Origin of the sequence: Paractinoplanes durhamensis (genome assembly GCF_016862175.1) — a bacterium.
In the GTDB taxonomy this organism is placed as follows: Bacteria; Actinomycetota; Actinomycetes; order Mycobacteriales; family Micromonosporaceae; genus Actinoplanes; species Actinoplanes durhamensis.
In genome coordinates this window covers 60,371-77,437 of the sequence record NZ_BOML01000075.1, presented here as the reverse complement: position 1 = coordinate 77,437, position 17,067 = coordinate 60,371, and the positions used below count along the sequence as shown (strand labels likewise).

Genomic DNA, 17,067 nt, shown 5'->3' with positions numbered 1-17,067 from the left:
CGCCTCCTACTAGATCCTCTTGGCGGCAGCTTGCCATGCGGCCGGGTCGCCGCCGGGCTCGTAGCGCACGATCTGCTGAGTCTGCCGTAGAACCGCGCGCAGCGCCGCCAGGTCGCCGTCGATCACACCGGCCGCGCGCGCCTGCACGAGGACGTTGCCGAGCGCGGTCGCCTCGACCGGGCCGGCCAGCACCGGCAGGCCGCAGGCGTCCGCGGTGAGCTGGCAGAGCAGCGCGTTGCGGGCGCCGCCACCGACGATGTGCACCGCGTCGACCGCCCGCCCGGCCAGCTCCTGGGCCTGCTCGACGGCCTTTCGCTGGGCGAGCGCGAGGCTGTCCAGAATGCACCGGGTGACGACGGCCGGCGCGGTATCGGCCGGGAGCCGGGCCGCGCCGGTCAGCCGGCCGACCATGTCGCCGGGCGGGATGAAGACCGGATCGTCGAGATCCACCAGGTGCTTCAGCGCCGGCTCCCCCACGGCCGCGCGCAGCAGAGCCGAAATATCGGATATTCCCCACTCGCGCATTGCTTCCTGGAGCGGCCAAAGACCCATCACATTGCGCAGGTACCGGATCGTTCCGTCGACGCCACCCTCGTTCGTGAAATTGGCAGCCTTCGATGCTGGGGTCAACACCGGCTCGGTCAGTTCCAGCCCCACCAACGACCATGTCCCGCACGAGATGTAGGCGAATCGCTCCCCCGCGGCCGGCACCCCGACGACGGCCGAGGCGGTGTCGTGCGAACCGACCGCGACCACCGGCGTACCCCCGAAAGCGCCGATCGTCGCACCTGGCTGCCGGATCTCCGGGAAAAGCGAAGGCCGCAGGCCGAGCTCTTCGATCAACGGCAAAGCCCATTGACGGGTACGCACGTCAACCAGCTGAGTGGTCGACGCGTTGGTGTACTCCGCGCCCAACTCCCCGGTCAGCCAATAGGCGAGCAGGTCGGGGATGAGCAGCAGCTGCTCGGCGGCCGCATATTGCGGCGTCGACCGGGCCGCCACCAGCTGATAGATCGTGTTGAACGGCAGCTTCTGCAGGCCGGTGATCTGGTAGAGACGATCGTCGGGCACCGCCACCGAAATGCCGTCGGTCCGGCCGTCCCGGTAATGCACCGGATTGCCGAGCAGCGCTCCCGACCCGTCGACGAATCCATAGTCGACGGCCCAGGAATCGATCCCGATGCTGTCCACCGGACCGGCCTGCCTCAGACCTTCGAGCACGCCGCGATGGAGCCGCAGAATGTCCCAGTAAAGGGTGCCGCCGGCCCGCACCGGCTCATTGCCGAACCGGTGCGCCTCGGTCAATTCCAGAACGGAAGGCCCGACGCGGCCGACCATCACGCGCCCGCTGGACGCGCCGAGGTCGACCGCGGCGAACGCTTTCATCGCAGGAAGGCCGCTGCCACCCCGGCGTCGACCGGGATGTGCAGGCCGGTGGTGTGGGTGAGATCGCCGCCGGTCAGCGCGAAGACCGCGTTCGCCACGTGCTCGGGCAGGACCTCGCGCTTGAGCAGCGTGCGCTGCGCGTAGTACTCGCCGAGCTTCTCCTCGGGCACGCCGTAGACGGCGGCGCGCTTCGCGCCCCAGCCGCCGGCGAAGATCCCGGAGCCGCGGACGACGCCGTCGGGGTTGATGCCATTGACGCGTACGCCGTAGGCGCCGAGCTCCGCGGCCAGCAGCCGCACCTGGTGCGCCTGGTCGGCCTTGGTCGCGCCGTAGGCCACGTTGTTCGGCCCGGCGAAGATCGAGTTCTTGCTGGAGATGTAGATGACGTCGCCGCCCATCGCCTGCGGGATCATCACCCGCGCGGCCTCCCGGGAGACCAGGAACGAGCCCTTGGCCATCACGTCGTGCTGCAGGTCCCAGTCGGCCTCGGTCGTCTCCAGCAGCGGCTTCGAGATGGAGAGCCCGGCGTTGTTGACCACGAGGTCGACCCCGCCGAAGGCAAGCACCGCCTTTCGGAGCGACTCGGTGATCGCCTCCGCGCTGGTCACGTCGGCCTCGACGGCAAGGGTCACGTCGCTGCCGCCGATCTCGGCCGCAACACCCTTGGCCGCCTCGACGTCGCGGTCGGCCACGATCACGCAGGCGCCCTCGGCGGCGAGCCGCAGCGCGATCGCCCGCCCGATGCCCGAGCCGCCGCCGGTCACATAGGCGATCCGGGTGGCGAGGGGCTTCGGCTTCGGCATCCGCTGCAGCTTCGCCTCCTCCAGCGCCCAATACTCGATCCGGAACTTCTCGGCCTCGTCGATCGGCGCGTAGGTCGACACCGATTCGGCGCCGCGCATCACGTTGATTGCGTTGACGTAGAACTCGCCGGCCACCCGGGCGGTCTGCTTGTTGGCCCCGAACGAGAACATGCCCACCCCCGGCACCAGCACGATCGCCGGGTCGGCGCCGCGCATGGCCGGCGAGTCCGCCGTCGCGTTCCGCTCGTAGTAGCCGCGGTAGTCGTCCCGGTAGGCCGCGTGCAGCTCCTTGAGCCGGGCGGCCACCTCCTCCAGCGGGGCGTCCGGCGCGGTGTCGACGACGAGCGGCTTCACCTTCGTACGCAAGAAATGATCCGGGCAGGAGGTGCCGAGCGCCGCGAGCTCGGGCAGCCGCGCGCTGTTGACGAAGTCGAGCACGACCTCGGCGTCGGTGTAGTGGCCGACCTGCGCACGGTCGGTGGAGGCGAGCCCGCGCAGGATCGGGAACAGCTCGGCCGCCCGGGTCTTCCGCTCCTCCGGCGGCAGCGCGTCGTGCACGGCCGCGCCGAACGGATCCGTGCGGCCGTGCGCGGCCAGATAGTCGGCGGCCAGCTGGATGATCTCTCGCGAGTTGGCCTCGGCCTCGGCGCTGGTGGCGCCCCAGGCGGTGATCCCGTGGCCGCCGAGAATCACGCCGATGGCCTGCGGGTTGGCCTTCTGCACCGCGGCGATGTCGAGCCCGAGCTGGAAGCCCGGCCGCCGCCACGGCACCCACAGCACCCGCTCGCCGAAGATCTCCTTGGTGAGCGCCGGCCCGTCGGCGGCGGTGGCGATCGCGATGCCCGAGTCGGGGTGCAGGTGGTCGACGTGCGCGACATCGACGAGCCCGTGCATGGCGGTGTCGATGCTCGGCGCCGCGCCACCCTTGCCGTGCAGGCAGTAGTCGAACGCGGCGACCATCTCGTCCTCGCGCTCGATGCCCGGGTAGACGCCGGTCAGCGCGCGCAGCCGGTCGAGCCGCAGCACGGCCAGACCCTTCTCGGTCAGCGTGCCGAGGTCACCGCCGGACCCCTTGACCCAGAGCAACTCGGTCGGCTCGCCGGTGACCGGATCGGTCTCGGTGCCCTTGGCCGAGGTGTTCCCCCCGGCGTAGTTGGTGTTGCGCGGATCGGCGCCGAGCCGATTGCTGCGCTCCAGAAGCTCACGCACTGCGGGGTTAGTCATTTCCTCACCCGTCATGAAACGTTTCAGAGATTGCACGCAGATTACGGGGGCCGACTGCCCGCGGTCAAGATGCCCTCCGGCGGTACCCGTGCGGTTACCGACGGGTAAGTCCATCCCACAAGCCGATGATCAGGCTGACCGGTCGCCCGACCCCCTCCGGGGTCAATCGCCCAGATGATGTCGATCTTCGTCCTGACCTGCACCGATTCCGTATTACTTTCGGCTGCAACCAACTCCGGCGGTGGCATCGTTGGCGAGGGCCGGTCCGGCCGGGTCACGCGAGAGCGAGGCGAGGTCCAGGTGGTGACTGACGTCGGCCGCGAAGCGGTCGCACACCGGGGCGTATTCGGCCGCTTCGCGGACGCCGTCAGGCGCCGCCTGGGCCACGCCGCACCGGCCGGACTGGCCCTCGACCAAGGAGGACATGTGGCGAACATCGAGACTTCCCTCAAGGAAGCCATGACGATCGACGGCGCCATCGGCGTCGCGCTCGTCGACCACACCAGCGGGCTGACTCTCGGCACGCTCGGCGGCGGGGCCGTCATGGACATGAACATCGCGGCGGCCGGCAACACCGACGTGGTCCGCGCCAAGCTGCGCACCCTCGACATGCTCGGCTTCAGCGACGGCATCGAGGACATCCTGATCACCCTCGACTCGCAGTACCACCTGATCCGGCTGCTCGCCGGCAGCCAGGGGCTGTTCCTCTACCTGTCGCTCAACAAGAGCCGGGCCAACCTGGGGCTCGCCCGCCACCAGCTTCGCAAGATCGAGGCCGAGCTCGAAATATGATCTCGGCTGACGGGAGCTACACCGTGCAATCCGCCGACCCAGACCCCTATCAGGCAGTACGCGACGAGATGGCCGGACTCCGGCACCAGGTGATCGGGGTGCGGGGCTGCGTCATCGCCGGTGTCGACGGCCTGCTGATCCTGAACGAACCGACGATCGGCGTCGAGCCGCACGACGTCGCGGCCCTGGCCGCCGGCGCCTACGGCCTCAGCCGCACCACCGGCGGCGTTCTCGGGCAGGGCTCGTTCAGCGAGGTGACGATCCGAAGCCAGAACGGTTACCTCGCCGTCTACGCGGTCGGCGAGCTCGCCCTTCTGGCCGTGATCGGCGACAGCGGATCAAACATCGCCCGCCTGCACCTGGAGGCCCGCCCGGTCACCCAGCGCCTGGCCGACATGCTGACGATCGACGCCTCACACCCGTTCGGCTAGCCGCACCACGGGCGCCCTGCGAAGCAGACCCCAGGCTCCGGGACGCCCGGCCGCGGATGGCCGTCCACCAGATGTTTCTCGGCGCTTTGCGCTGCGCACAAAGACGCGCTGCTCTGCTCACCCCCGAAAGAAGGTGAGCAGAGCAGCAGCGCGTATTGGTACGCAAAGCGCGCGAAAGGCCTGGTGGGGCTGGGTCTGACGCGCGGATCATGAGCGGCGATCATCGAGGTCGGTCTCCGCGGGCAGGCGGAGCCGCACTCCGGCATGTGTGATCAGCAGAATCGGCGCGGCACGTGCTATCTGGCCCGTGAGGACGCCCGCGCTACCAGCTCGGGCGTGAAGAACAGCTGCTGGTGTTCGTGGTCGGGGTTGGTGGCCTCGTCCAGCACCAGCTGGGCGGCGGCCCGGCCCAACTCCTGGCGGGGCTGGCGGACCGACGTCAGCGGGACGGCCGCGGCGGCGGCGAACTCGATGTCGTCGAAGCCGACGATCGCCAGGTCGTCGGGGACCCGTAGGCCGGCGCCGATGCCCTGCTGGAGCAGGCCGAGCGCGAGCAGGTCGTTGGCGCAGAAGGCGGCGGTCGGGCGGCGGCGAGCGGGCAGGCCGGCCAGGCGTTCGCCGGCCGAGCGGCCCTCGCCCACGGTCATCGCCTCGGTCGGCAGGTAGACCAGGTCGTCCGCGGGCAGGCCCAGCTCGGCCCACACCTCGCGGGCACCCTGCAGGCGCTCGCGGACCTGGCCGATCGAATCCGGGCCGCCGATGAACGCGACCTTCGTGTGCCCCTGCTCGACCAGATGCTCGATCGCCACCCGGCCCCCGTGCACGTCGTCGACCGCGACCGAACAGCAGCTCTCGTCGTCGCGGCGGCGGTCGACGATCACGAGTGGGACGCCGCGCCTGGTCAGGTCGTACAGATAGGGGGCCTCGGAATTCACCGGGGTGATCAGGATGCCCTGGACGCGCTGCTGGAGCAGGCGGTCGAGGTGGGCCTCCTCGCGCTCGGCGCGGCTGTTGCTGTTGCAGATGAACAGCGACAGGTCGGCATCCTCGGCGGCCAGCTCGATGCCCTGCGCCACGTCGTGGAAGAACGGGTTGGTGCCGTCCAGCATCACGTAGGCCAGGGTGCGGCTGGTGCCGGCGCGCAGCTGCCGGGCCGACTCGTTGCGGACGAAACCGAGGTCGGCCATCGCCCGCTCGACCCGCTCGCGGGTGCGGGCGCTGACCACCTCGGGACGGTTCATCACATTCGACACCGTGCCGAGCGAGACGCCTGCGGCCGCGGCCACGTCCTTGACGGAGGGCGTCCTTCCGTTCAGCACCGCAACGACCTCCCGTTGAAACGTTGAAGCAGCATCTTACGGTACCCGCCACCTGCGCAACGGCAGTGTTTCGGCCGCGTTTCCATCCAATGCTTGACATGTGTGATCGGCGCCACCTACGTTTATGAAACATTTCAACCCACGACCGGGAGGTGGCTCGTGGCGGAGGCATCTGCTCTGCTCGAGGTCCAGGACGTGACGAAATCCTTCGGTGCGGTCGCGGCGGTGCAGGGGGTCAGCTTCCCGCTGTTCGGCGGCGAGGCCCACGCGCTCGTCGGCGAAAACGGCGCGGGCAAGTCCACGATCGTGAAGATGCTCGCCGGCGTGCACCAGCCCGACACCGGCACGCTCCGGCTGGCCGGCAACGATGTCACCTTCGCCGGCCCGGCCGACGCCAAGGCGGCCGGCATCGCGGTGATCTACCAGGAACCCACGCTCTTCCCCGACCTGTCCGTCGCGGAAAACATCGCGATGGGCAACCAGCCGCTGACCCGGCTGCGCCAGATCGACCGCAAGGCCATGCACGCCACCGCCGAGCGCCTGTTCCGCCGGTTGGGCGTGCACCTTGACCCGACCCGACCGGCCCGCGGCCTGTCGATCGCCGACCAGCAGCTCGTCGAGATCGCCAAGGCGCTGTCCAGCGAGGCCCGCGTCCTGATCATGGATGAGCCGACCGCCGCGCTGTCCGCAGTGGAGGTGGCCCGGTTGTTCGCGGTGGTCCGGTCGCTGCGCGACGAGGGCGCGGCGATCCTGTTCATCTCGCACCGCTTCGAGGAGATCACCGAGCTCTGCCAGCGGGTGACGATCATGCGGGACGGCAAGCACGTCGCCACCGAGCTGGTCGCCGACCTCACCGTCGACGACATGATCCGCCGGATGGTCGGCCGCGATCTCAGCGCGCTCTTCCCCAAGCAGACCGTCGAGCCGGGCGAGGTGATGCTCGAGGTCGACGGGCTCACCCGGGAGGGCGTCTTCCGCGATGTCTCGTTCTCGGTCCGGGCCGGCGAGATCGTCGCGCTGGCCGGCCTGGTCGGGGCCGGCCGCTCCGAGGTGATGCAGGCGGTCTTCGGCGTCGACCCCTACGACTCGGGGACCGTCCGTTTCCAGGGCAAACGGTTGAAGCCCGGCTCGCCGCGCGCCGCGATGGCGGCCGGCATCGCCCTGGTCCCGGAGGATCGCCGCCAGCAGGGCCTGATCATGGAGCTGTCGATCGAGCGCAACGTGACCCTCCCCCGGGCCCGCAAGCTGGCCCGGCTCGGCCTGCTCTTCGGCGGCGCCGAGCGGGAGGCCGCACTCACCTGGACGCAGAAACTGCAGACCAAGCTGGGCAGCCTCAGCGACGCGGTCGGCACCCTCTCCGGCGGCAACCAGCAGAAGGTGGTGCTGGCCAAATGGCTGGCGACCGGCCCGCAGCTGCTGATCGTCGACGAGCCGACCCGCGGCATCGACGTCGGCACCAAGGCCGAGGTGCACCGGCTGATGTCGTCGCTGGCCGCGGACGGTCTCGCGGTCGTCATGGTCTCGTCCGAGCTGCCCGAGGTGCTGGGCATGGCCGACCGGATCGTGGTGCTGCGCGAGGGCCGCGTCGCCGCCGAGCTGACCCGAGCCGAAGCCACCGAGGAGTCCGTGATGTACGCGGCGATGGGCCAGGAGGTCGCGGCATGACCGAGCGAAGCGAGTGTCGTGATCGCGTGAAGGTCTCTTGGGCTTTCGGAGGAACGGCATGACGCCTACCGCCATGAAGGTCCCACCGAGGTTCAACATCATGAAGACCCGTGAGCTGGGCATCGTTCTTGCGCTTGCGGCTCTCGTTCTCTACACGACGATCAACAATCCGCGCTTCCTGTCCGGGCAGAGCATCCGCGACAACCTGCTGAACACCGCGATCCTCGCGGTCATGGCCACCGGCCAGGCGGTCGTCGTGATCACCCGGAACATCGACCTGAGCGTCGGCTCGGTCCTCGGCATCTCGGCCTTCGCGGTCGCCACGATGATGAGCGACCACCCGGGCCTCCCGATGATCGTCGCCATCCTCGTCGGCCTCGCCGTCGGCGCCGCGGCGGGCCTGCTCAACGGCGTGCTGGTCCGCTACGGCAAGGTCCCGGCGCTGGTCGTGACCCTGGGCACGCTCTACATGTACCGCGGCATCACCTACTCCTGGGCCGGCGGCTCGCAGGTGAACGCGGACGAGTTGCCCCCGCACTTCCTCAACTTCGCCAACGCCAACCTCCTCGGCGTCCCGTGGCTGGTGCTGATCGCCCTGGTCGTGGTCGGCGCCACCAGCCTGGTGATGCGCAACTACCGGGTCGGTCGCGAGCTCTACGCGATGGGGTCCAGCCCGCAGGCCGCCGAGCTGGCCGGCATCAAGGTCGCCCGCAACCTGCTCGGCGCGTTCATCCTCAGCGGCGCCCTCGCCGGCCTGGCCGGGGTGCTGTTCGCGGCCCGGTTCGGCACGGTCGACGCCTCGGCCGGCAACGGCTACGAGCTGAACGTGGTGGCCGCGGTCGTGGTCGGCGGGGTCGCGGTCTTCGGCGGCAGCGGCACGGTCTGGGGCGCGGGCCTGGGCGCCCTGCTGCTCACGGTGATCAGCAGCGCCCTCGCGGTGCTCGACATCAACCAGTTCTGGCAGCAGGCCATCGTCGGCGCCCTGATCATCCTGGCCATCTGCGCGGACCGCCTGGTCGCGGTGCGCATCGCCCGCTCGCTGCGGAAGAAGGACTCGCATGGCTAAGCGATTGGCGAGCTGGGACAGCATCATCATCCTGCTGACCCTGGCCGTGCTGGTGATCGCGTCGCTGGCCGTGGACAACTTCGGCACCAGCCGGAACTTCACCTTCATGGTGCTCGACCTGCTGCCGATCATCCTGGTCGCGCTGCCGATGACGTTCATCATCGTGACCGGCGAGATCGACCTGTCGGTGGCCAGCACCCTCGGCCTGACCAGCTCGCTGATGGGCTGGTTCTGGAACCAAGGACTCTCGATCGAGACGATCATCCCGCTGTGTGTGCTGATCGGCGCGATCGCCGGCGTACTCAATGGCTTCTTGATCACGGGGTTGGGTCTGCCGTCGCTCGCCGTCACGATCGGCACGTTGGCCCTCTATCGCGGTCTCGCGCTGGTGGTGCTCGGCGACGGCGCGGTGGCCGACTTCCCGTTCAGCTATACCGGCTGGGTCACCGGCACGATCGCTGACGGAGCCGTACCCAACGTCTTGATCTTGATTGTGGTTCTGGCCTTGATCTTCGGGGTGCTGCTGCACGCCACCCCGATCGGCCGCAGCCTCTACGCCATCGGGGCGAACGCGCAGGCCGCGCACTTCGCCGGCATCCGGGTGGCACGCACCAAATTCTGGCTCTACGTGGTGAGTGGCGCGGTCGCCGGCCTGGTCGGTGTGCTGTGGACGCTGCGCTACTCCAGTGCCCGCGCCGACAACGGTGCCGGCCTCGAACTCGCCGTCGTCGCGGCCGTCCTGCTGGGCGGGGTCTCGATCTTCGGCGGCAAGGGCAGCCTGCCCGGCGTCCTGGCCGGTGTGGTGCTGCTGACCGCACTGCAGAACGCGCTGCGCCTGGAGGACGTCTCCGGGCAGGCGCTGAACATCGTCACGGGCGCGCTGCTCGTGCTGTCCGTCCTGCTCCCCAACGTCATCAGCTCGATCCGCGGCAACTGGCAGCGCCGAAAACTCCGCCAGTCCGCCGCGTAACTCCCCGGGATCAACGAAGGAGCCAGCATGTTGCGACACCGCTTGGCCGCCGTCTTCGCGGCGACGCTCCTGGTCACCGCCGGTTGCGGCGGCACCACCAAGGACAGTTCGTCCAGCTCCGGAAACCAGCAGGCCTCGGCGACCGCGGACCCCAACGCGAAGCTCAAAGAGGGCCTGAAGATCGCCTATCTGCCCAAACAGCTCAACAACCCCTACTCCGACGTCGAGACCTCCGGCGGCGAAGAGGCGGTCAAGGAGCTCAAGGGCGAGTACAAGAAGGTCGGCCCGAACGACGCGGCCGCCTCGTCCCAGGTCTCCTACATCAACACCCTGATCCAGCAGCAGCAGGACGTGATCGTGGTCGCGGCGAACGACCCGAACGCGGTCTGCCCGTCGCTGAACCAGGCCCGGGCCGCCAAGATCAAGGTGGTCACGTTCGACTCGGACGCCTCCAAGACCTGCCGGGACGCGTTCATCAACCAGGCCACCACCGAGGGCATCGGCCAGTCGCTGGCCAAGATGGCGCTCGAGCAGGCCGGCGGCGAGGGCGAGATCGCGGTGCTGTCGGCGACCCCGAACGCCACGAACCAGAACGCCTGGATCGAGGTCATGAAGACCGAGCTGGCCAAGCCGGACTACGCGAAGCTGAAGCTCGTCAAGATCGCCTACGGCAACGACGACGACCAGAAGTCGTTCCAGGAGGCCCAGGGCCTGCTCCAGTCGTACCCGAACCTGAAGGTCATCGTCGCCCCGACCACCGTCGGCATCGCGGCCGCCGCCCGCTACATCTCCTCCTCGTCCTACAAGGGCAAGGTGCAGGTCACCGGGCTCGGCCTGCCGAACCAGATGCGGCAGTACGTCAAGGACAACACGGTCAAGAAGTTCGCCCTGTGGAACCCGGCCGACATCGGCTACCTCGCCGCCTACGCGGGTGCCGCGCTGGCCAGCGGCCAGATCACCGGTGCCGAGGGCGACAAGTTCACCGCCGGAAAGCTCGGCGAATACACGATCGGCAAGGACGGTGAGATCGTGCTCGGCCCGCCGACCGAGTTCACCGCCGAAAACATCGACAAATTTAACTTCTAGGAACGAACGAGAACGACATGCCTCGCTACTGCTTCCAGCTTCAGATCCGCCCTGATCGGATCCCGGAGTACGTGGAGCGGCACCGGTCCGTGTGGCCCGAGATGCAGGACGCACTTCGGGCCACCGGCTGGCGCAACTACTCCCTGTTCCTCCGCCCCGACGGCCTCCTGATCGGTTACGTCGAGGCGGACGATCTCGCGGCGTCCCAGGCGGCAATGTCGGCGCTGGACGTCAACACCCGATGGCAGGCGGAGATGGCGGAGTTCTTCGCCGGCACCACGCCGACCGAAGGGTTCCCGCTACTCACCGAGGTGTTCCACCTCGACGACGAAAAGATGTGACCAACCATGGCTGACCTCGCCGCAGTCAAGCGCACGCTCACCGAGCAGCGCATCGAGACGCCGTCCTGGGCGTACGGAAACTCGGGCACCCGCTTCAAGGTGTTCACCCAGCCCGGGGTGCCGCGCAACCCGGAGGAGAAGATCGCCGACGCGGCGGCCGTGCACCGGTTCACCGGTGTCGCGCCGACGGTCGCGCTGCACATCCCGTGGGACAAGGTCGACGACTACGCCGCGCTGACGCGGTACGCCGCCGACCTCGGGGTGGGCATCGGTGCGATCAACACCAACGTCTTCCAGGACGACGACTACAAGCTCGGTTCGGTCACCAACCCCGACCCGGGCGTGCGGCGGAAGGCCACCGATCACCTCCTCGAGGCGATCGAGATCATGGACCAGACCGGCTCGCAGGACCTCAAGCTGTGGTTCTCCGACGGCATCAACTACCCAGGACAGGACGATTTGCGTACGCGGCAGGACCGGCTCGCCACCGCCCTGCGGGAGACGTACGACCGGCTCGGCCCGGACCAGCGCATCCTGCTGGAGTACAAGCTGTTCGAGCCGGCCTTCTACGCGACCGACATCCCCGACTGGGGTACGTCGTACGCCCATTGCATCGAATTGGGTGAGCGGGCGACGGTCTGCATCGACACCGGGCACCACGCCCCGGGCACCAACATCGAGTTCATCGTGGCGTTCCTGCTCCGCCAGGGACGGCTCGGCGCGTTCGACTTCAACAGCCGGTTCTACGCCGACGACGACCTGATGGTGGGCGCCGCCGACCCGTTCCAGCTGTTCCGGATCATGTACGAGATCGTCCGCGCCGACGCTCTCTCCCCTTCGCAAAACATCGCCTTCATGTTGGATCAGTGCCACAACATCGAGCGCAAGATCCCGGCGATCATCCGCTCGGTGATGAACGTGCAGGAAGCCACGGCCAAGGCGCTGCTCGTCGACCGGGACGCCCTGTTCGCGGCGCAGCGGTCCGGCGACGTGCTGGAGGCGAACGCGGTCTTCATGGACGCCTACAACACCGACGTGCGCCCGCTGCTGGCCGAGGTCCGCGCCGACGCCGGCCTCGACCCCGACCCGGTCGCCGCGTACAAGCGCAGCGGCTACGACGAGAAGATCATCGCCGACCGGGTCGGCGGCAACCAGGCCGGTTGGGGTGCGTAAACGCCGGTTGGGGTGCGTAAACGCTAAGCCGCCCCGCCCGGCAACCGATTCTTGCGGCCGTCCCTGACCGACCCGAGGAGCGACCGTGGACCAGATACTGGACAAGGCCTATACCGTGACCAGCAACCTGTTCGGTCCGGAGTCGGGCATCCCGTGGTGGGCGTGGATGGCAGTGCTGATCGCCGTCTTCTGGAAGGTGCTCATCCCCGAGCAGAAGACCGCCCAGCAGCGAGCCGCCGAACGGGACGAACAGATGCTTGCCGAGCTTTTCGCCGGGGAAGGCGGAAAGAAGGGCAAAAAGAAGAAGAAGTAGCCGCGTACGGCCCCGGATTCGGTCCGGGGCCGTACCACTTTCTCTTGCGAACCTTCCGTGACACTTGCGACGCTCTCCGTAAGATGGCGATCTTGGAGGGTGTCGCGTGGCCGTAAATGACTGGGTACCGGTCGAACATCGCTGGTTCGGCCTCGACCGCCGCACCTTCCGACCCGCGCTGATCAGCCTGGCCGTCGCCCTGGTGCTCATCTACGGATGGCCGGCGCTGAACAAGGCGATCCCCTGGCACAACGAGATCACCGCCGGGCAGGTGCTGGATCTCGGGGGCGGCGCCACCGCGGTGCCGCCGGTCGGCTGACCGACAAGGATGCCCAGCTCACCGCGATCGAGCAGTCCGGCTGGGGCCAGCCGTTCCGGTTCTTCCAGCCCCGCAACCTCTCCTTCTGGGTGTACGTCCTCGGGGTCGGCCTGGGCGCGGTCACCCTGGTGCGCTACTTCGGGCAGGCCGGCGGTTACTACACACCCGCGCTGACCGGCGGCATCGTGCTGTTCGGGCTGTACCTCGTGCCGTGGCTGCTGCTCCTGCACCGGCAGAACCGCTACACCAGCCAGCCGGCCGGCCTGCTGGCCACCGGCTTCGTGTGGGGTGGCGTCGCCGCGGCGTTCTGGATCGCGCTGCCGGCCAACACCGCGCTGCTGGAGATCTGGGCCAAGGTCGGCGGCACCTCGTTCGCCTCCGACTGGGCCGCCGGGCTCACCGCCCCGATCAACGAGGAGTGGAGCAAGGCGATCGGCCTGGCGCTGCTCATCGGCCTGGCCCCGCGCCTGGTCCGCAGCGCCTACGACGGTTTCATCATCGGCGCGTTCATCGGCCTCGGCTTCGAGGTCTTCGAGGACGTCCTGTACGCGTTCAACGGCGCCGCCCAGGCGTTCGGCGTCAACCAGCTCGGCGCGTCGTTCCAGATCTTCGTGGTCCGCGGCGCCAGCGGCATCGTGTCGCACGCGCTGTTCAGCGCGATCTTCGGCGCCGGCCTGATGTGGGTCCTGGGCCGCGTCCCCGGCGAGCGCAACGTGCTCCGCGGCGTGCTCACCATGCTGACGGCGATGGTGTTCCACTTCGCCTGGGACGACATGGCCGGCCTGAGCGGCGGCAACGCCCTCGTCATGGTGACCCTGCCGTTCCTCATCGCGATCGTCGAGCTCATCGCCCTCCGCTACGTGATGCGGAACGCCGCCCGGCAGGAACGCGACTGGATCCGGCAGCTGCTCGGCCCCGAGGGGCTCGACCCGGAACTCCTCAACGCGGTCAGCGGCCTGCGAAAGGACCGCAAGGCCCTCCGCAAGCACCTGCACAGCCGCCGCCAGGCCCGCCACCTGATCGAGGCCGCCGGCGACCTCGCCCAGGAGATCGCCCGATCCGGCGGCGCGGAAACCGCCCGCGTCACCCACGCCCGCACGGAACTGCTGCGCCTGCAATCGCCTCCGGGGTAGAGCGTCAGCCCGGGGAGAGTCAAACGGAGGCGACAACCGTTGTGGTTGTCGCCTCCGTCAACATCTTTCGAAGCCGCGGTGTCAGGCGGCAGCCTCTGGTGGGGGTTCGGCGGCGCCGGTCATGATGGCTACCGCCTCGGACATCGAGTGGGACTTCGGGGTGATCACCGTGGCCCGGCGGCCCAGGCGCTGGATGTGGATGCGGTCGGCGACCTCGAAGACGTGCGGCATGTTGTGGCTGATCAGGATGACCGGGAGGCCCCGGTCGCGGACGTCGCGGATCAGCTGCAGCACCCGGTTGCCCTCCTTCACGCCCAGGGCCGCGGTCGGCTCGTCGAGGATCACCACCTTGCTGCCGAACGCGGCCGATCTGGCCACCGCCACCGCCTGGCGCTGGCCGCCGGACAGTGACTCGACGGCCTGGCCGATGTTCTGCAACGTGGCCACGCCCAGCTCGCTCATGTGCCGTTTCGCCTCGGCGCGCATGTGGCCGCGGTCGAGCATCCGGAACACCGAGCCGAGTACGCCGGGCTTGCGTTCTTCCCGACCCAGGAACAGGTTGTCGGCGATGTCGAGGCCCGGGGCGACCGCGAGGGTCTGGTAGACGGTTTCGATGCCGGCCGAGCGCGCATCCATCGGCGTACGAAAATGGACCTGTTTTCCGTCCAGGAAGATCTCGCCGCTGTCCGGGATGAGCGCGCCCGACAGCGCCTTGATCAGGCTGGATTTGCCGGCGCCGTTGTCGCCGATCACCGCGAGGATCTCGCCGGGGTAGAGCTCGAGGTCGCTGCCGTCGATGGCGACGACCCGGCCGTAGCGCTTGGTGAGTCCTTTCGCCTGCAATACCGGAGTCGTCACGTCTTCACCTTCCTGATCCACTGGTCCAGCGAGACCGCGACCAGCACGAGCAGGCCGATCGCGAAGCCCTGCCAGACCACCTCGACGCCGCCCAGCTGCAGACCGTTGCGGAAGACGCCGACGATGAGCGCGCCGATCAGCGTGCCGATCACGCTGCCCCGGCCGCCGAAGAGGCTGGTGCCGCCGAGCACGACGGCGGTGATCGAGTCGAGGTTGTACTCGACGCCCACGTTCGGGCTGGCCGAGGCGAGCCGGCCGATCAGGATCCAGCCGCCGACCGCGTAGAGCAGGCCGGCCACGGTGTAGACGCTGAACAGCACCCGGCTGGTCTGGATGCCGGCGAGCCGGGCCGACTCGATGTCGTCACCGGTCGCGTAGACGTGCTTGCCCCAGGCGGTGCGGCCGAGCGCGTAGTAGAAGTACCCGAACAGCAGCAGCATGATGATCGAGCCGTAGGTGAGCCGGAAGCTCCCGATCGGGATCGAGTTACCGGTCCAGGTCATCAGGCTGGACATGTCGGTGCCGCGGACCGTCTCGCTGTTGCTGACCACCGAGTTGAGCGAGAAGAAGATGGTCAGCGTGCCGAGCGTGACGATGAACGGGGGGAGCTTGATCCTCGTGACGAGGACGCCGTTGAGCGCGCCCATCGCGGTGCCGCAGGCCAGGCCGAGCACCAGCGCGATGAAGCCGGGCATCCCGGCCTTGACGCAGAAGTTCGCCATCAGGATCGACGAGAAGACCGCGATCGCGCCGGCCGACAGGTCGATGCCGGCGGTCAGGATGATCAGCGTCTGCCCGAGGGCGAGGACGGCGATGACCGTGACCTGCTGAAGGACGAGGGAGAGGTTCGTCGCGGTCAGGAAGCGGCCGTTGACGATGGAGAACGCGATGATCGCGACGATCAGCACGGCCAGCGGCCCGAGCACCGGGTTGCCGTGCAGGAGGTGTTGGAGGCGCAGCCCGAGCGAGTCGTTGCGGCGCACCTCGAAGTCGGTTGCGGTGGCAGTGGCCATATCAACCCCAGCAGTTCTGCTTGCCCCACGCGGAGTCTTTCGCCTCCACGCCGGCCTGCGGGTCGTCGGTGATCAGTTGGGTTCCGGTGTCGAAGAAGTCCTTGCCCGGCGTCACCTGCGGCCGGGTGCCGTTCTTCGCGTACGCGGCGATCGCATCGATGCCCATCTGCGCCATCTTCAGCGGGAACTGCATCGAGGTCGCACCGATGATGCCCGTGGACACGTTGTCGACGCCGGGGCAGCCACCGTCGATCGAGACGATCACGGTGTCCTTCTCCCGGCCGGCCGACTTCAGGGCCTGGTAGGCGCCGGCCGCCGCCGGTTCGTTGATGGTGTAGACCAGGTTGATCGACGGATCCTTCTGCAGCAGGTTTTCCATCGCGGTCCGGCCGCCGTCCTCGGCGCCGTCGGTGACGTCGTGCCCGGCGATCTGCGGGTCGTTCTCGTCACCGATCTTGTTGGGGTCGCCGACCTGGATGCCGAAACCGTCGAGGAAGCCCTGGTCCCGCTTGACGTCGACGGAGACCTGGTTGGCGTTCAGGTCCAGCATGGCGATCTTCGCCTGCTTGCCGTCCTTGGCGAACTTCGCCTTGGCCCACTGCCCGATGAGCTTGCCGGCCTGGTAGTTGTCGGTGGCGAAGGTGGCGTCCGCGGCGTTCGGCGGATCGACCGGGGTGTCCAGGGCGATCACGAGCATTTTCTGCTCGTGCGCCTTGTCGATGGAGGGGACGATCGCCTTCGAGTCGTTCGGGGTGATCAGGAAGCCCTTGGCGCCGAAGGACATCAGGTTCTCGATCGCCTGGACCTGGGCTTCGTTGTCACCGTCCTGTTTGCCGGCGAAGCTCTGCAACTCGACGCCCTCGGCTTTCGCCTCGCTCTGGGCGCCCTTGCGCATCTGCACGAAGAACGGGTTGGTGTCGGTCTTGGTGATCAGACCGACGACGTCCTCGCCGGAGCCCCGGTTGCAGGCCGCGCCCGCGCCGAGCATCAGGGCCAGCACACAGCAGGTCGCGATGGTCTTGGATTTGGTGGGATCCCGCATGCCTCCTCCAAATCGATTCAGCACAGATCGAGGGACATTGTTGTGTTGCAGTAGACGACCGGGTGCACTCCATGTCAACAATGTGTTTCGGACGCGTTGCGCGCGGTGATTGGCATCGACGGGAGTTCGGGAC

The 17,067-nt window shown here is 68.5% G+C and carries 18 protein-coding genes; 11 read left to right on the top strand and 7 right to left on the bottom strand.

Features of this window, described 5'->3' with window-relative positions:
* Positions 1-9: 9 nt before the first annotated feature.
* From Adu01nite_RS42765 to Adu01nite_RS42755, 3 genes are all read right to left on the bottom strand, one after another.
* Positions 10-1,386, bottom strand: a complete 1,377-nt coding sequence (locus Adu01nite_RS42765) for a rhamnulokinase (RefSeq protein ID WP_203735106.1) — start codon at positions 1,384-1,386, stop codon at positions 10-12.
* Positions 1,383-3,413, bottom strand: coding sequence for a bifunctional aldolase/short-chain dehydrogenase (locus tag Adu01nite_RS42760; protein WP_203735105.1), 2,031 nt, complete (start codon positions 3,411-3,413; stop codon positions 1,383-1,385). Before Adu01nite_RS42760 ends, Adu01nite_RS42765 begins: the two co-directional genes overlap by 4 nt.
* 213 nt (positions 3,414-3,626) lie before the next feature.
* Positions 3,627-3,839 (bottom strand): hypothetical protein, encoded by a 213-nt coding sequence (locus Adu01nite_RS42755; protein ID WP_203735104.1) that lies wholly within the window; start codon positions 3,837-3,839, stop codon positions 3,627-3,629.
* Here Adu01nite_RS42755 and Adu01nite_RS42750 point away from each other — a divergent pair, their 5' ends adjacent.
* Positions 3,840-4,205 (top strand): hypothetical protein, encoded by a 366-nt coding sequence (locus tag Adu01nite_RS42750; RefSeq protein ID WP_203735103.1) that lies wholly within the window; start codon positions 3,840-3,842, stop codon positions 4,203-4,205. It begins immediately after the preceding gene.
* 23 nt (positions 4,206-4,228) lie between these two features.
* Positions 4,229-4,636: a roadblock/LC7 domain-containing protein gene (locus Adu01nite_RS42745; RefSeq protein ID WP_239133145.1), complete on the top strand. Its 408-nt coding sequence runs from the start codon at positions 4,229-4,231 to the stop codon at positions 4,634-4,636.
* A 296-nt stretch (positions 4,637-4,932) separates the two neighbouring features.
* On the opposite strand, the gene Adu01nite_RS42740 is transcribed toward Adu01nite_RS42745, so the two are convergent.
* Positions 4,933-5,955, bottom strand: coding sequence for a LacI family DNA-binding transcriptional regulator (locus Adu01nite_RS42740; RefSeq protein WP_203735101.1), 1,023 nt, complete (start codon positions 5,953-5,955; stop codon positions 4,933-4,935).
* 159 nt (positions 5,956-6,114) lie between these two features.
* Here Adu01nite_RS42740 and Adu01nite_RS42735 point away from each other — a divergent pair, with 159 nt between their 5' ends.
* The 9 genes from Adu01nite_RS42735 to Adu01nite_RS42695 all read left to right on the top strand — a co-directional run bounded on the left by Adu01nite_RS42735 (position 6,115) and on the right by Adu01nite_RS42695 (position 14,021).
* Positions 6,115-7,620: a sugar ABC transporter ATP-binding protein gene (locus Adu01nite_RS42735; RefSeq protein ID WP_203735100.1), complete on the top strand. Its 1,506-nt coding sequence runs from the start codon at positions 6,115-6,117 to the stop codon at positions 7,618-7,620.
* 100 nt (positions 7,621-7,720) lie between these two features.
* Positions 7,721-8,686: an ABC transporter permease gene (locus Adu01nite_RS42730; protein WP_203735099.1), complete on the top strand. Its 966-nt coding sequence runs from the start codon at positions 7,721-7,723 to the stop codon at positions 8,684-8,686.
* A complete protein-coding gene (locus tag Adu01nite_RS42725) occupies positions 8,679-9,656 on the top strand; it encodes an ABC transporter permease (protein WP_203735098.1) in 978 nt (325 codons plus the stop codon). Before Adu01nite_RS42730 ends, Adu01nite_RS42725 begins: the two co-directional genes overlap by 8 nt.
* Before the next feature lie 27 nt (positions 9,657-9,683).
* Complete coding sequence (gene rhaS / locus Adu01nite_RS42720) at positions 9,684-10,742, top strand: rhamnose ABC transporter substrate-binding protein (protein WP_203735097.1); 1,059 nt, start codon at positions 9,684-9,686, stop codon at positions 10,740-10,742.
* Between the two features lie 17 nt (positions 10,743-10,759).
* Entirely contained in the window at positions 10,760-11,083 is a 324-nt protein-coding gene (locus Adu01nite_RS42715) for an L-rhamnose mutarotase (RefSeq protein WP_203735096.1), read from the top strand.
* Positions 11,084-11,089: 6 nt separating this feature from the next.
* Positions 11,090-12,256, top strand: a complete 1,167-nt coding sequence (gene rhaI / locus Adu01nite_RS42710) for an L-rhamnose isomerase (RefSeq protein ID WP_203735095.1) — start codon at positions 11,090-11,092, stop codon at positions 12,254-12,256.
* 85 nt (positions 12,257-12,341) lie between these two features.
* Positions 12,342-12,569, top strand: a complete 228-nt coding sequence (locus Adu01nite_RS42705; protein WP_203735094.1) for a hypothetical protein — start codon at positions 12,342-12,344, stop codon at positions 12,567-12,569.
* Between the two features lie 106 nt (positions 12,570-12,675).
* Positions 12,676-12,888: a hypothetical protein gene (locus tag Adu01nite_RS42700; RefSeq protein ID WP_203735093.1), complete on the top strand. Its 213-nt coding sequence runs from the start codon at positions 12,676-12,678 to the stop codon at positions 12,886-12,888.
* An 89-nt stretch (positions 12,889-12,977) separates the two neighbouring features.
* On the top strand, positions 12,978-14,021 hold the full coding sequence (locus tag Adu01nite_RS42695) for a PrsW family intramembrane metalloprotease (RefSeq protein WP_203735092.1): 1,044 nt from the start codon (positions 12,978-12,980) through the stop codon (positions 14,019-14,021).
* Between the two features lie 81 nt (positions 14,022-14,102).
* On the opposite strand, the gene Adu01nite_RS42690 is transcribed toward Adu01nite_RS42695, so the two are convergent.
* From Adu01nite_RS42690 to Adu01nite_RS42680, 3 genes are read right to left on the bottom strand one after another with little or no spacing between them, the layout of a single operon-like run.
* Complete coding sequence (locus tag Adu01nite_RS42690; RefSeq protein ID WP_203735091.1) at positions 14,103-14,879, bottom strand: ATP-binding cassette domain-containing protein; 777 nt, start codon at positions 14,877-14,879, stop codon at positions 14,103-14,105.
* Complete coding sequence (locus Adu01nite_RS42685) at positions 14,876-15,892, bottom strand: ABC transporter permease (protein WP_203735090.1); 1,017 nt, start codon at positions 15,890-15,892, stop codon at positions 14,876-14,878. The genes Adu01nite_RS42690 and Adu01nite_RS42685 overlap by 4 nt, the downstream gene beginning before the upstream one ends.
* 1 nt (position 15,893) lies before the next feature.
* Positions 15,894-16,934 (bottom strand): sugar ABC transporter substrate-binding protein, encoded by a 1,041-nt coding sequence (locus Adu01nite_RS42680; protein ID WP_203735089.1) that lies wholly within the window; start codon positions 16,932-16,934, stop codon positions 15,894-15,896.
* Positions 16,935-17,067: the final 133 nt, after the last annotated feature.

Bases quoted from the DNA above. Each gene is read 5' to 3' on its own strand.
- Adu01nite_RS42765 (WP_203735106.1), bottom strand. From the start codon at position 1,386: ATGAAAGCGTTCGCCGCGGTCGACCTCGGCGCGTCCAGCGGGCGCGTG.
- Adu01nite_RS42760 (WP_203735105.1), bottom strand. From the start codon at position 3,413: ATGACTAACCCCGCAGTGCGTGAGCTTCTGGAGCGCAGCAATCGGCTC.
- Adu01nite_RS42755 (WP_203735104.1), bottom strand. From the start codon at position 3,839: ATGTCCTCCTTGGTCGAGGGCCAGTCCGGCCGGTGCGGCGTGGCCCAG.
- Adu01nite_RS42730 (WP_203735099.1), top strand. From the start codon at position 7,721: ATGAAGACCCGTGAGCTGGGCATCGTTCTTGCGCTTGCGGCTCTCGTT.
- Adu01nite_RS42725 (WP_203735098.1), top strand. From the start codon at position 8,679: ATGGCTAAGCGATTGGCGAGCTGGGACAGCATCATCATCCTGCTGACC.
- rhaS (WP_203735097.1), top strand. From the start codon at position 9,684: ATGTTGCGACACCGCTTGGCCGCCGTCTTCGCGGCGACGCTCCTGGTC.
- Adu01nite_RS42715 (WP_203735096.1), top strand. From the start codon at position 10,760: ATGCCTCGCTACTGCTTCCAGCTTCAGATCCGCCCTGATCGGATCCCG.
- rhaI (WP_203735095.1), top strand. From the start codon at position 11,090: ATGGCTGACCTCGCCGCAGTCAAGCGCACGCTCACCGAGCAGCGCATC.
- Adu01nite_RS42685 (WP_203735090.1), bottom strand. From the start codon at position 15,892: ATGGCCACTGCCACCGCAACCGACTTCGAGGTGCGCCGCAACGACTCG.
- Adu01nite_RS42680 (WP_203735089.1), bottom strand. From the start codon at position 16,934: ATGCGGGATCCCACCAAATCCAAGACCATCGCGACCTGCTGTGTGCTG.